General features: G+C 57.3%; 13 protein-coding genes and 3 tRNA genes. 14 read left to right on the forward strand and 2 right to left on the reverse strand.

Annotated features, from left to right (window positions below; genetic code table 11):
• The first annotated feature begins 27 nt into the window (after window positions 1-27).
• Together AC1AWD_RS02860 and AC1AWD_RS02865 are read left to right on the forward strand one after the other, a co-directional pair.
• Window positions 28-315: a hypothetical protein gene (locus AC1AWD_RS02860; protein ID WP_476563534.1), complete on the forward strand. Its 288-nt coding sequence runs from the start codon at window positions 28-30 to the stop codon at window positions 313-315.
• Window positions 315-986 (forward strand): hypothetical protein, encoded by a 672-nt coding sequence (locus tag AC1AWD_RS02865; RefSeq protein ID WP_476563535.1) that lies wholly within the window; start codon window positions 315-317, stop codon window positions 984-986. Before AC1AWD_RS02860 ends, AC1AWD_RS02865 begins: the two co-directional genes overlap by 1 nt.
• A gap of 104 nt (window positions 987-1,090) precedes the next feature.
• On the opposite strand, the gene thrC is transcribed toward AC1AWD_RS02865, so the two are convergent.
• Window positions 1,091-2,578, reverse strand: coding sequence for a threonine synthase (gene thrC, locus AC1AWD_RS02870; RefSeq protein WP_476563537.1), 1,488 nt, complete (start codon window positions 2,576-2,578; stop codon window positions 1,091-1,093).
• A gap of 257 nt (window positions 2,579-2,835) precedes the next feature.
• On the opposite strand from thrC, the gene AC1AWD_RS02875 reads away from it, so the two are divergent.
• From AC1AWD_RS02875 to AC1AWD_RS02915, 9 genes are all read left to right on the forward strand, one after another.
• The gene (locus tag AC1AWD_RS02875) at window positions 2,836-4,149 is read left to right on the forward strand and encodes a glutamate-5-semialdehyde dehydrogenase (RefSeq protein WP_476563539.1); all 1,314 of its coding nucleotides are present in this window, start codon (window positions 2,836-2,838) and stop codon (window positions 4,147-4,149) included.
• A 32-nt stretch (window positions 4,150-4,181) separates the two neighbouring features.
• Window positions 4,182-4,790: a phosphoribosylglycinamide synthetase gene (locus tag AC1AWD_RS02880; RefSeq protein ID WP_476564555.1), complete on the forward strand. Its 609-nt coding sequence runs from the start codon at window positions 4,182-4,184 to the stop codon at window positions 4,788-4,790.
• On the forward strand, window positions 4,787-5,470 hold the full coding sequence (nadD, locus tag AC1AWD_RS02885; RefSeq protein WP_476563541.1) for a nicotinate-nucleotide adenylyltransferase: 684 nt from the start codon (window positions 4,787-4,789) through the stop codon (window positions 5,468-5,470). Before AC1AWD_RS02880 ends, nadD begins: the two co-directional genes overlap by 4 nt.
• A gap of 95 nt (window positions 5,471-5,565) precedes the next feature.
• Entirely contained in the window at window positions 5,566-6,585 is a 1,020-nt protein-coding gene (locus tag AC1AWD_RS02890) for a ribose-phosphate diphosphokinase (RefSeq protein ID WP_476563543.1), read from the forward strand.
• An 84-nt stretch (window positions 6,586-6,669) separates the two neighbouring features.
• Window positions 6,670-6,740: transfer RNA gene (locus tag AC1AWD_RS02895), tRNA-Gln, on the forward strand.
• 80 nt (window positions 6,741-6,820) lie between these two features.
• Window positions 6,821-8,203, forward strand: a complete 1,383-nt coding sequence (glmU, locus tag AC1AWD_RS02900) for a bifunctional UDP-N-acetylglucosamine diphosphorylase/glucosamine-1-phosphate N-acetyltransferase GlmU (RefSeq protein ID WP_476563545.1) — start codon at window positions 6,821-6,823, stop codon at window positions 8,201-8,203.
• A 3-nt stretch (window positions 8,204-8,206) separates the two neighbouring features.
• Window positions 8,207-8,608 (forward strand): ribosome silencing factor, encoded by a 402-nt coding sequence (gene rsfS / locus AC1AWD_RS02905; protein ID WP_476563547.1) that lies wholly within the window; start codon window positions 8,207-8,209, stop codon window positions 8,606-8,608.
• 39 nt (window positions 8,609-8,647) lie between these two features.
• Window positions 8,648-9,337 carry a histidine phosphatase family protein gene (locus tag AC1AWD_RS02910; protein WP_476563549.1) on the forward strand — a complete coding sequence of 230 codons (690 nt, stop codon included), beginning with the start codon at window positions 8,648-8,650 and terminating at the stop codon, window positions 9,335-9,337.
• A gap of 54 nt (window positions 9,338-9,391) precedes the next feature.
• Window positions 9,392-10,306, forward strand: coding sequence for a DMT family transporter (locus AC1AWD_RS02915; protein ID WP_476563551.1), 915 nt, complete (start codon window positions 9,392-9,394; stop codon window positions 10,304-10,306).
• A gap of 105 nt (window positions 10,307-10,411) precedes the next feature.
• On the opposite strand, the gene AC1AWD_RS02920 is transcribed toward AC1AWD_RS02915, so the two are convergent.
• Window positions 10,412-11,212, reverse strand: coding sequence for a DUF1287 domain-containing protein (locus AC1AWD_RS02920; protein WP_476563553.1), 801 nt, complete (start codon window positions 11,210-11,212; stop codon window positions 10,412-10,414).
• A 179-nt stretch (window positions 11,213-11,391) separates the two neighbouring features.
• Here AC1AWD_RS02920 and AC1AWD_RS02925 point away from each other — a divergent pair, with 179 nt between their 5' ends.
• The 3 genes from AC1AWD_RS02925 (at window position 11,392) to AC1AWD_RS02935 (ending at window position 12,894) form a co-directional block, all read left to right on the forward strand.
• On the forward strand, window positions 11,392-12,543 hold the full coding sequence (locus tag AC1AWD_RS02925) for a hypothetical protein (RefSeq protein WP_476563555.1): 1,152 nt from the start codon (window positions 11,392-11,394) through the stop codon (window positions 12,541-12,543).
• 112 nt (window positions 12,544-12,655) lie between these two features.
• A tRNA-Ala gene (locus AC1AWD_RS02930) sits at window positions 12,656-12,728 on the forward strand.
• 93 nt (window positions 12,729-12,821) lie between these two features.
• Window positions 12,822-12,894, forward strand: a tRNA-Ala gene (locus AC1AWD_RS02935).
• Window positions 12,895-13,679 lie beyond the last annotated feature (785 nt).

A 13,679-nucleotide genomic window follows, 5' to 3' on the forward strand; every position in this document is an offset into this window, starting at 1 on the left:
AACGACAGCGCGAAGGTGGCCTCGCTGATGTTCGGCATGGGAGCCGCTGAATCGTTGTATTTCCCGCTGCTGTACCGTTTCCCGGCGCGCAAGGCCATGATGGCCGTGCTGACGGTCATGTTCCTGCTGGTGTTCGGCGGAATCGGACTGGCGACGACGCTGCCTGAATCCGTCGTGGACGGCGTCATCGAGGCGGTGTCCGACGCGATGGGCACGGTGCCGCTCGCCATCGACCTCGAAACGGCCGTATTCGTCCTGATCCTCGTCCTGTCGGCATCGGTCTCGACTCGTATCGTCGAAGGGAAGGAGCTGTGATGGACCTGCAGAAAGGAAACCGTCGCCGGGAATGGCTGCGCTGCCTCCGTTTCGAATTCGATCTGGTCAGCGGCAACGGGCCGATGGGAACCCTGATCGGCTTCCTGCTGCCGATGTTCTTCGTCCTGATCATGTGGGTCGAAACGATCCGATCGGTGGCCTTCGTTTTGATGGTGGTGTTCACCCTGGGATATTGGGTGTTGACGGTGGAAGCCCTGTTCGTGTCGGGCGGCGGCGAATCGGCGGGCAGACTGATCTCGGTGATACCGATCCGCAGGCATACTCAGGTGACGGCGCGCTATGCGGTCGCCGGGCTGCTCATACTGCTGGCCGTCGTGGAATTGGCATGCGAAATCATGTCGGCGACGGTGCTGTTCGGATTCGAGGGCCTGAAGGCCGATGCGCTCGCGACGCTGCTGTTCGGCTCGGCCGTGGCGCTATGCGTCATCATGGCCTTCGAGATCCCGTTCTACTTCGCCCATGAATATACGTGGGCCACGCAGGTGTTCGTCGTCTCCTGCAGCATGGTGGTCTGCGCCGCCAGTTGCATCGGAATCATACTGCCGGACGAGGTGGTGCAGCGCGTCGCGGCTGCGGTGACGTCGCTGCCGCCCGCGGCGGGATATGCCGGCGGTGCCGTCGCGGGCGTCTTGGCGGTGACCGTGTCGTAGCTGCTGTCGATGCGGATCTGGACCGCGAAGGAATTCTAGGATGCATTGTGACGCGATGTGGGGGGGTACGTCCGTAGGACACCCCCACATCGCAAGGGCCTGTATCAGACGCTGCGGGCGGCCTGCTCCACAAAGAGCGTCATGTCATCGATGCCGATGACATCGTCGAATCGCACGTCGGCGGCTTCCAAGCCTCGCAGCGCGGCGGGAGCGGTCGTGCCGGTCGCTTCGGACAGCACGTCCATGCATTCGAAATCCGTGCCGGTCGCGTCAAGGCCCAGCGATTCGTTCACGACGCGAGGGAACTTGTACGGGCTGGCGGTCGACAGCAGTACGCGCGGGGTCAGGGGATCACGGGGCATCTGCTGCAGCACGAAGTAGCCGCAGGCGGTGTGCGGATCGATCACGTAGCGGTTGCGTTGCCAGCAATCGGCGATCATCTCGCGCACCTGGTCCTCATCGGCCCATCCGCATCCGAACAATGAACGGATCTTCGCCAGCATGGTTTCCGGAATCTCATATGCGCCCCACTGCTTCAGATCGTTCATCAGCATGGCGATCAGTCGCGTGTCCTTGTCGGACATGTAATACAGCATGCGTTCCAGATTCGAGGAGATCAGAATGTCCATCGACGGGGAGATCGTCTGGAAGAACGGACGCTGACGGTTATACGTACCCGTGTTGAGGAACTCGAACAGCACGTTGTTTTTGTCTGAGGCGACGATCAGATGTTTGACCGGCAGGCCGAGCATCTTCGCATAATAACCGGCGAGAATATCTCCGAAATTGCCGGTCGGCACACAGAATTCGACTTCGTCGCCGACGTTGATGACCTGACGCTCGACCAGCTGCGCATAAGCGGAGAAGTAGTACACGACCTGCGGCACCAGACGGCCCACATTAATCGAATTCGCCGAAGACAGCACCACATGTTCGTTGCTGGCCAAGCGTTCGGCAAGCCCGCGGTCAGCGAAGATCTTCTTGACTGCGGACTGCGCATCATCGAAATTGCCCTTCACCGCGCACACCTGAACATTGGCGCCTTGTTGCGTGGTCATCTGCAGTTCCTGCACCTGGCTGACCTTGCCTTCCGGGTAGAACACCGTAATGGCGGTGCCCGGCGCATCCGCGAAACCAGCCAATGCGGCCTTGCCGGTGTCGCCCGACGTGGCCGTCAGAATCATGATCGTCTCGTCCTCGGCGCCGTCCGTCGGCGTTGTGCGCGCCATGAAACGCGGCAGAATCTGCAAAGCGACATCCTTGAACGCGGAGGTCGGACCATTGAACAATTCCAAAATGTAATCGTCGCCAAGCGGCTTCAACGGCGTGATGCGTTCATCCGACCACTGCTCACCATACGCTTCGGCGATGCAGGATTCCAACTCCTTCTCGTTGAAGTCCGGTAGCAACACGCTCAATACGTCGAAGGCGATCTGCTGATACGACTTGCCCGCAAGGTGTGCGATATCGACCTTCACCTCACCAAGCGAATCGGTGACGAACAGGCCGCCGTCATCGGCGATGCCCTTGCGAATGGCCTGCTTGGATGTCAGGGAATCAGTAGTGCTTCGCGTGCTATGGAATGTGGTCACGGGAACATCCTTTGAAAGCTTGAAACGAATGGTAATTGCCCTTTCAGTGTAGCGGTCGGGCGCGCTGATGTTCGATGCCCGTCCAAGCAACGGAACGTAAAACGAACACACATGACGACTACGATGAATATAACAGCGAACTCGATGACGAATCATGATTGCGAATACGCGACGAATACATCGTATGAAATGCGTTCGCGGCATAACTATGGACGAAAGCCACATATCACGGCTTCCTGATGGTACGCTGAACAACTATGACGAATACCGAGATGCCGCAGGACAACCTCAGCGCCGCTGTGTTCGAAGCGGTATGCGATAAGGCCGACGCCTGCGCGCGGGCGCAGCATGCTCTTGCCCAAGCCAACGCCCAAGCCAAAAATAGGCTGTTGTTGGCCATCGCGCAGGCATTGGAAGACCATGCCTACGATATCGCCGCCGCGAATGCGGAAGATCTGACGCAGGCGGAACGTGCAGGCATGGACGCGGGGAAACTCGACCGTCTGTGCTTCGATGCGTCGCGTGTCATCACTTCCGCGCAAGGCGTGCGCCATGTGGCCTCTCTGCCCGATCCGATCGGTGAAATCGTGCGCGGGTACACACTGGACAATGGTCTGCGCCTGCAGCAGACGCGTGTGCCGCTCGGTGTCATCGGCATGATTTATGAGGCTCGCCCGAATGTGACCGTTGACGTGGCGTCGCTGTGTCTGAAATCCGGCAATGGCGCGATTCTGCGCGGAGGACATGCGGCGGAACGCACGAATGCGGCGACTCTGGCTGTTATCGGCGACGTGCTTGAAAACCAGGGATTCGCGCGTGAACTGGTCGAAACGGTTGATGAATTCGGCCGCGATGGCGCGACCGCGATGATGCGGGCACGTGGGCATATCGATGTGCTGATTCCACGTGGCGGCGCTGGATTAATCCAAGCGGTTGTGTGTGAATCGAGGGTTCCCGTCATCGAAACGGGGGCCGGCAATGTGCATATTTACGTCGACCGTACGGGTGATCCGGAAAAGGCGATTCCGATTATTCTTAACTCTAAAACGCAGCGCGTCGGCGTGTGCAATGCCGCAGAAAAGCTGATTATCCACCGCGATGTGGCGGAAGCGTTCCTGCCGATTATCGCGCAGGCGTTGACCACTGCGGGCGTGGAATTGATCGTCGATGAGAGGGCGCAGTCGATTATTTCAGGCGCGAATATCCAGCACCTCAATATGCGTCTGGCTGAGCCTGAGGATTGGGACACCGAATATCTTGCGCTGCGTATGGGCATTATGGTCGTCGATTCCATCAATGACGCCATTGCGCATATCAACGCGCATTCCACCGGGCATACCGAGTCGATTGTGGCGGAGGATTATTCGCGTATTGAACGATTTACTTCTCAAATCGACTCGGCGGTGGTCATGGTCAATGCGTCCACGCGTTTCACCGACGGCGGCATATTCGGTTTTGGTGCTGAGCTTGGCATTTCGACGCAGAAAATGCATGCGCGTGGCCCGATGGGATTGCGTGAAATGACCACGACGAAATGGATTGGCTACGGAATGGGTCAGGTGCGAGAATGAGCGATATGAGTGAAATGAATGACAAAACCGTTATGACTGATTCCAACGTTAGTTCCGTTGGTGCCAAGGACGGCATAAGCGTTGAAGACAATCCGTGGAACGTGGATTTGGATGACGAGCGTGTTTGGCTCGGAATCGCGGCCGAGCGTTTGAGCATCGTTCGCTACGTATTTCTTGTACAGGTCGAAGACGGCATCGCATCCGCCGCACAGCGCGCTTCGCTGGAATACGCCGACGCTGTACTAATCGGCTGGCCCGATAACGATTCCGATGAAGTCGTTGAGTTGGATGAGGATCAGCGTAAGCAGATTCGTGAACAGATCACGATGATGGAACAGTACATTGCCCGCTTTTCGGCGATGGAACATGACCATGATCTTGATGGCATGACCGACACGCTGATTCGCGTTACCGAGCGTGCGGCTGAAGTGCGCAGCGCATATCAGCCTGGTTTCCCGCTGCCGACATTCGCTGAGATCCGCCGGGTCGTGCAGGACGAATGGGATGCCGACATGGATGAGATTGATTCGCATGACACGAATGTGGACGTCGCGGTGAATGCTGATGCCGATGTGTCCGCTACAACGCATGGCTCGTCGGACGCTGTCGATAATTCCGCGCAGCAGGGGAGGAATGCATGAACGACGAAGAACGTCGCATGTCCGATTTGTCGTTGGATGAGACGCATTCGGATGCTGTGAGCAGCGGCAGGCGTTCGGCGCGCGGCAATTGGCACAGCCGACCGCGTATCGGCATTATGGGCGGCACGTTCGATCCGATTCATAACGGGCATTTGGTGGCCGCTTCCGAAGTCGCTTGGGTGTATGACCTTGACGAAGTGATTTTCGTGCCGACGGGTCGGCCGGTCTTCAAATTGGACAAGAAAGTCACGAATGCCGAAGACCGCTATTTGATGACGGTGATTGCCACGGCTTCGAATCCGAAATTCACGGTGTCCCGCGTCGATATCGATCGCCCTGGAGTGACGTACACGATTGATACTTTGCGTGACGTTCGTGCACAACATCCGGATGCCGAATTGTTCTTCATTACCGGCGCCGACGCGGTCGCGGAGATCATGGAGTGGAAGGACGCCGATCTGATGTGGGACCTGGCGCATTTCGTCGCCGTCACGCGTCCTGGCTATTCATCGCCCAATGGCGTGCGTTTGCCTGAAGGCAAAGTGGATACGTTGGAGATTCCCGCATTGGCGATTTCGTCGACGGACGTGCGTCGTCGTGCCAGTGAGGGAGAACCGGTATGGTACCTCGTTCCTGATGGCGTTGTGCAGTATATCGGCAAGCACGGCTTGTATCGCTGATTCGTTTCACGGTGCAACGCTCGGCATGGAGCGGTCTGCGCGGGCGGTTAAAATGAGTCAAGTCCACTTTGGCGAAACGAACGTTTGGAGACACGGTGAGCGCAATCCTTGAAGGAAAGCCAGATAAGAATCTCATCCTCGTCACCGGCAGGGCGCACCCTAAGCTGGCCGGGGACGTTGCAAAGCAGCTCGGTATTGATGTGTTGGAAACGACGGCGTACGACTTCGCCAACGGCGAGATGTACGTGCGCTACACCGAATCGGTGCGTGGCGCCGACGTGTTCGTCCTGCAGAGCCACAGCAATCCCGTCAACCAGTCGATCATGGAACAGCTGATTATGATTGATGCGTTGAAGCGCGCTTCCGCACGATCCATCACCGCAGTCTGCCCGTTGCTCGGCTATTCTCGTCAGGATAAGAAGCATCGCGGCCGCGAGCCCATTTCCTGCCGCCTGATTTTTGACCTGCTGAAAACCGCAGGCGCCGACCGTATCATGAGCGTCGACCTGCATGCCGCTCAGTCCCAAGGCTTCTTCGACGGCCCGGTCGATCATCTGATCGCCATGCCGGTGCTGGTCGACTATATTCGTGACCGTTTCTCCAATCAGCTCGACAATGTCACCGTCGTCTCCCCGGATGCCGGCCGTATTCGCGTGGCTGAACAGTGGGCACAGCGTCTCGGCGGCGGCCCCTTGGCCTTCGTGCACAAGACGCGCGACATCACCCGTCCGAACCAGGCTGTAGCCAACCGTGTCGTCGGCGACGTCGAAGGCAAGGACTGCGTGCTGGTCGACGATTTGATCGATACCGCTGGCACGATCGCCGGCGCATGTACCGTATTGAAGAATTCCGGCGCGAAGTCCGTTACCGTTGTCGCCACGCATGGCGTGTTGTCCGACCCGGCGGTAGAGCGTCTGCGTGCCTGCGGTGCGAAGGAAGTCGTGTTGACCGACACCGTGCCGATTCCGGAATCGAAGCGTTGGAGCGGTCTGACCGTGCTGTCCATCGCTCCGCTGCTGGCAAGCGCCATCCGTGCGGTGTTCGAAGACGGTTCGGTGGCCGAACTGTTCGATACGTATCCGGAACATCACGGCCAGGGATTCCTGTTCGCCTGACGATGGCATGCTCCAACGACACGGCGGGCGCGTAAAGTCCCGACCTATGGCATAATTAACACTTGGCGGAATTCGTTCCGCCGTTCCCCCATGGTGTAATGGCAGCACACGGGTCTTTGGAACCCTTTGTCTTGGTTCGAGTCCAGGTGGGGGAGCTCGTTAGGGCGTTCGTTACGCGGCTTACGCGAAACGAACGCCTTTGTGTTATCCAAAGAATTGAATTGGAGAGACATCCATGGCATTATCAGCCGCGATTATTCTTGCCGCAGGTGAAGGCACCCGCATGCGTTCCTCGAAGCCGAAAGTGCTGCACACATTTGCCGGACGCACTTTCCTCGAACGGGTTATGCGTTCCGTCGCCTCGCTTAATCCGCAGACGCTTGCCGTGGTTGTACATTATCAGGCGGAACGCGTCGCGAAGGCCGCTCTGTCATACAATCCACAGGCCGTCATCGTCAATCAGGACGACATTCCCGGTACCGGTCGCGCCGTGCAGTGCGCGATGGCACAGCTGCAGGGGCAGGGGGAAGCGGAAGGTGCTGTGTTGATCGCGGCTTCCGATATGCCGTTGTTGGACGGCGATACGTTGAGCAAGCTGCTCGAGTTCCATAACGATAGCGGTAATGGCGCCACCGTGTTGACCACCGTGTTGGACGATCCCAACGGTTATGGTCGCATCATTCGCGATCGTGACGGTGATGTGCTGCGTATCGTTGAACAGAAGGACGCCAATCGTAGCGAATTGGCTGTACAGGAAGTGAATACTTCCGTATACGTGTTCGACGCGAAGGTGTTGACTGCCGCAATCCGCGATCTGAAATCCAATAATGCGCAGGGTGAGTTCTATCTGACCGATGCGCTGGAAATGGCCAAGGCCACAGGCAAGGTTGGTGCGTTCGCGGCTCCGGATCCCTTGAGCGTGGAAGGCGTCAACGACCGCGTGCAGCTCGCGGCCCTCGCCAAAGCCCACAACACACGCATCTGCGAATATTGGATGCGCGAAGGCGTCACCATTCTCGACCCCGCTACCACGTGGATTGAAGACGAAGTGGAAATCGCTCGTGACGCGACGATTCTGCCGGGCTGCTTTCTGCAGGGGCACACCGTCATCGGCGAAAACGCCGTCGTCGGCCCGTACACGACGCTTATCGACGCAACCATCGATGAAGAAGCCGTCGTGGAACGCTCCCGCGTACAGGAAACGCATATCGGACGCGCCGCGAATATCGGCCCGTGGACGTATCTGCGCCCCGGCAACGACTTAGGCGAGGGAAGCAAGGCCGGCGCTTTCGTGGAAATGAAGAAGGCCCACATCGGCAACGGCACCAAGGTGCCGCATTTGAGCTATGTCGGCGACGCCGATCTGGGAGAGCATACGAATATCGGCGGCGGCACCATCACCGCCAACTATGACGGCGTGCACAAGCACCACACCACCATCGGCTCCGACGTGCACGTGGGAGCCGGAAACCTGTTCGTCGCACCTGTCACCGTCGGTGACGGCGTCACCACCGGCGCAGGATCCGTGGTCCGTCACGACGTGCCTGCTGATACCATGGTGTATTCCGAAAACACGCAGCACAATATCGAGGGCTGGAAGCCCGCCTGGGAGCGCTGAAATATGACCGCATTGCAAGAATCCATCGATTCCGTACGTATCGCCGCAGCAGCGGCCGACCGAGTCAAGGCCACCGACATCGTCGCCATTGATGTGAGCGAACCGCTCGCCATCACCGACATCATGCTGATCGCCTCCGCTTCGAACGAGCGTCAGGTGCTCGCAGTGGCCGAGGAAATCGAAAAGGACCTGTACCTGAAGGACAACAAGCGCCAACCGCGTTCGCGCGACGGCCTCGCCGAAGGCCAGTGGGTGCTTCTTGACTACGGTGATTTCCTCATCCACGTCATGCACCAGGAATCCCGCGATTTCTACGGCATTGAACGCCTGTGGCGCGATTGCCCAACCATCGACCTGCAGTTGGAACATCCTGAAACCAGCGTGCCGCAGGCCGAACAAGCGTAACAGTAAATCACTACAGACTCGAAGAAAAGGACCACGCCAATGCACGTCCGTTCGATGACGCTGGTTCGTCACGGCCGTACCGCATATAACGCCGCACATCGTCTGCAAGGCCAGATTGATATTCCGCTTGACCAGACAGGCCAGTGGCAGGTTACCCGCACAGGCGAAGCCCTGAAAACGTTATATGTCGACCAAAGGCCCGCCACGCATCCGGTTGTCGTCAGTTCGGATTTGGGGCGTGCATTGGCCACGGCTCACGCGTTCGCAGACAGGCTTTCGCTGGATGTGGCCACCGATGAGCGCGTGCGCGAACGCAGTTTTGGCGAATGGGAGGGCGTTTCCGTAGAGGAATTGGCCGAACGGTATCCGGAGGATTACTATTCCTGGACGCAGTTTGCAGGCGGCGAGCTTAAATACGGTGCTGAACCAGCTTCGGAGGTCGGTCGTCGCGGCGTGGAGGCTTTAAACGATTGGTCGACCCGTTACGACACCGACACCGACCTGTATGTGTTTTCGCATGGAGCGTGGATTTCACTGACCTTGCAGACGTTGCTTGGTATGAATCTGGCGCATTCGGATTATGCATCGATGATGTCGATGCGCAACGCGCATTGGGCGCGTTTGGTGCCATTGGAAATGGATGATGGCACGCTGCGTTGGCGTTTGACGGATTACAATCATGGTCCGGCCGAAGCAGACACCCCGCAATGGGAACATATGAATCTTTGAATTGTTCGCCGAATGTTTACAGGCTGATTCACACATTTGATATGCGTAGGTGAGATGCGTTTCTTTCAGAATTTGCGAAGCAAGGCTTCCCGTTCGTTCCCGCCCAATCTTGCACGCCTGATGCTGCTATGCTGCGCCGCATTATGGGGCGGCAGCTATCTGGTATCCAAAATGGCGATGCGCACTATCGCGCCGCAATCACTGATGGCCCTGCGCATGTTCGGCGCTTGCATCGTGATGCTGATTTTGTTTCGCAAAAGCATTCTGCCGAGTCTGAATCGTTCCATCATCGTGCCGGCATTGCTCACGGGCGTGACCTACTGGGGTACGCTGGTACCGCAGAACATCGGTCTGCAAACCATCGATCCAGGTCGAAGTGCTTTCCTGACCGCCGCATACTGCGTGCTGACGCCGTTCGCGGCGTGGCTTATTTCCAAAAATAAGCCACGCGCCATCAATCTGGTCGCCGGAGTCATCTGTCTGGCCGGCGTCGGCTTCGTCGCGTTGAAGCCGGGTTCCGGCGGATTGGCATTGTCGTCGGGAGATTGGCTGACCTTGCTGTGCGCAGTGGTGTTCTCCTTTAACTTGACGCTGCTCGGCGTCTACTCGCGTGCACACAATCCGATTGCTGTGACTTTCGTGCAATTCGCCGTCGCCGGCGTCCTGTTCTTCGCCGGCGCATTGTTGACGGAGCCCGCGCCGACCGCCGCATGGCTTGAGCCGGGTGTTATCGCAAGCTTCCTGTACTTGCTGTTCGGAGCGACAACGGCCGCGCAAATCATGCAAAACATTGGTCTCGCACATGTGCCCGCCGACAGTGCGTCAATCATCATGTGCACGGAAAGCCTGTTCTCCGTCGTCTTCGCCGCAATCTTCTGGGGCGAAATCCCCGGATGGAACGCGCTTATCGGCTTCGCCATGATTTTCGTCGCCATGATATTGTCCGCGCGTTCACAGGAATCGCATTAATCGCCAGCGGCAAATATTTTTCATGCTATTCCGCGGCGAAATCGCAGCATGCATGGCGCGTTGATTGCGGCAATCTGCTATTGAACAATCACGAATGACGGCAGACTAATCCGTCCACTTGATCAGAATATTCCGATCGATCTTCGACGCGTCAAATCGATAATGCGCGGTTACCGTCATATGCGTTTTGAACGCCAGATAGTCGTTTTCGCGCTCCTTCTGGCCCATATTGTGAATGATAAACGCGTTGCCGTCCGCGTCGCGCTTATCCGACACCATGCCGATATGCCGTGTTGATTCGAACACGACGATATCGCCGCGCTGCCATTCCTCCTTGGCTGAAGTGTCCGTCGTCAGCGACGTCGCATATTTTGAAAAGAACACATTCAATACGCCCGTCCTGCGAAAATCAATATTCGGATCGGGCACGGAAACAACCTGCGCGTATGAAGCGGGGTCGGCGGCGATATCGGCATCCACCATCGCCTTCAAATCGTATCCGGCGTTGCGAAAAGCCCGCCAAATCACATCCGTACAGGCGCCGCGATCCTCCGGAGGGTAACCGCCCTGATAATAGCCGTCATCATACGTTGGATGATTCTCAGCATCCTGGCGTGCGCCCTCCAGCAAATCCGTGTAATCATCGATGCCGTCGCCATCGAAATCAATCGTACTCGTGATTTTCGGATACGCTTGGCTTGTTTCCTCCGACGGCGACGGGCCGGAAACAATGCCGGATGACTGCAGATGCGGCGCAGCGACGACGACAGCAATAATCGACGCAATCATCACCGCAGCCACTGCGACGATGATAACAAGCGGATAACGGCGACGGCGAATTCGCGTCGTGGCATGCCGCGCCGCATTATTTCTTGCATAGCCATCCCGCGTTGGAAAATCGTTCATTGGGTATCCTCTCGCTCGCGTACCGCCATAAGCATATCGCGATACTCGTTGGCATGTCGTTTGGCGGAATCCTGTGAAGGGACGTCATTGCAGGGCGATATTTGACGAAGATGTGCGGATTAAGCAATTTTCACTGTCAGCACAGCTGGGGTACAACGATTGCCGCTAAGTTCGGACATGTGAGGAATTTTTTCAAGGGATTATCATTTTCGCAGTTGTGTGCCGGCGCGTTGGCGGCCGTCACATCATTCCTGCTGTCTGCGAAAATCGGCATAGCGGGATCTGTGATTGGCGTTGCCGTCGGTTCTGTCGTATCCGCGGCGGCGTCGCAGATCTATAAGAATATGTTGGAAGCGTCGAAAGCGAAACTGCGGGAAACATCGCCGCTGTCAATCGGCGGTCTGGATGGGTCGGACTCTAAGGCCGAAGCCAATTCGGACGGTGCGCAGAAGACGCGGGACGCCGCGGTGGATGAGACCATCGTCATTGGCGCTGACGCCATCGCCAATGACGATGTGGCGAATGCGGATTTGAATAAGGACGGGCTGTCTGATGATACGGTCGCTATGCCTGCATCCGATGAGACGAGTGTGATTCGCGACGCAGAAGGTAGAAGCATTCGTTCGGCCGTCGGACGCGCGGATGAAACGACGGGGGACTCGGCGGGGGCGTCGCCAAAGGTTTCGAAGGTGTCGAAGAACAGTGCCCGCGCACATATGAGCCCGACTTCGGCCCAACTGGCGGTGGAGCGTCGCAGCAAGCGTCTTGCGATTATCGTTGCCGTCGTCAGCGCCTTGGTCGCTGTCGGCGCCACGGCGGGAGTGATTCTGCTTGTCACCGGTGGTGAAGGCACCGACAGTGTGGTGCGCGATATTGTTCATCCAAACACCAGCGTGGTCGTGCCGGCGCCTGGATCGGAGGATATGTCAGGAACGGAATATCCGTCGTCTCCATCAGAGGAAGATCCGTCCGGCACCAGTGACGAGAATGCCGACAATGCCAATCAGGATGCATCTAAGGACTCGGACAACAATTCCGGCGGCACGGGGGAGTCGGCGGATTCCACAAACGATGCAACACAAGGCAACACCTCGGGAAGCACCGGCACGGATGGTTCGGATTCAACAACCGATAATTCAGGCGCGGCGAATAACGGGACCGGAAACACTGGAGATAGCACGGACGGTTCACTGCCAAGCGGATCGACCAGTGACGGGAACGATGCGTCTTCCGGAACAACAGACAGCAGTGCCAGCGGTGGAACCGCCGGCAGCGGCGGTTCGGGCAGCTCTTCGTCGTCTTCCACAAGTGGCTCAGGTACCGGCCTATAAGGCGATGTGGATGCTAGTGCGCTCGCTGGTTGCTTGTTGCGACATGCCGAAACTTGCGTAAATCAGGGTCCCGTTGTAACCTATCTCAGGTTCGACACGGAAGTGTTGTAACGGGGCTATAGCGCAGCTGGTAGCGCACCTCCATGGCATGGAGGGGGTCAGGGGTTCGAATCCCCTTAGCTCCACGAAGGCATTCCGGTTTTCGGAAGTCTTTACGGCGATAGTCGTTGTTGTTGGTCGTGTGATTTTATGACGACGACGAACGCTGGTAGCTAATTGGGGCTATAGCGCAGCTGGTAGCGCACCTCCATGGCATGGAGGGGGTCAGGGGTTCGAATCCCCTTAGCTCCACGCATTAAGCCTTGGACACTGTCCAAGGTTTTTTGTTAAGGGAGACCCCGGCATTCTGGGATAGAAAACAGAAGTGCATTTCATCCGGGTACGCGATCGGTGCGTTTCATGACATCCTGAACAACCGTTCCCTGCATCGGGTCTGGTTTTTATAGCGGACTTTACCGAATATCGTCATCCGTGAATTATCGTATGAGTGAAGGTTGGAACTGGATTCGCGGGCGGGCGTTGAAAGGCAGTAAGCTTTTGCCGAACGGACGGGACGGAATAATGTCTCTCGAAGTCGGCAGATGCGGTCTTAAGGGGATCTGTAACGTAACGGTCCGGATGCCATGAAGCGTCGCAATTGTTGCGGATAAAGGAGCCATAAACAAATGATCGAAACACAGCGGTTGATCCTTCGCCCATTTCAAGAATCCGACGCGGCGGACATATATGAGTATTTGAGGGAGCCCGTCGTGAACTGCTTTGCCTGCATGAAGCTGAATTCGTTGGAAGAAGCGAGGGGTGGCTTTGGAACGCGGCAAAGATGAGGAATATACATTCGCCCATTGTGCTTAAGGAGACGGGAAAGGTCATCGGCGAAATCGATGCGGCGCCGGAGTTCGTCTCGCCTGACCGGAATGATGCAGAGATGGACACGTTCAGCCCATGCTGGATGCTGAATGAGATATGTCAAGGCGAGGGATACGCATGTGAGGCCGCTCACGCGTTTTTGAATACCTCTTCAAGGAAAAGGACGCGCGGTGCATATACGCCTACACCGAGGACTATAACATTTCGTC

This window comes from Bifidobacterium sp. LH_512, from assembly GCF_056356435.1.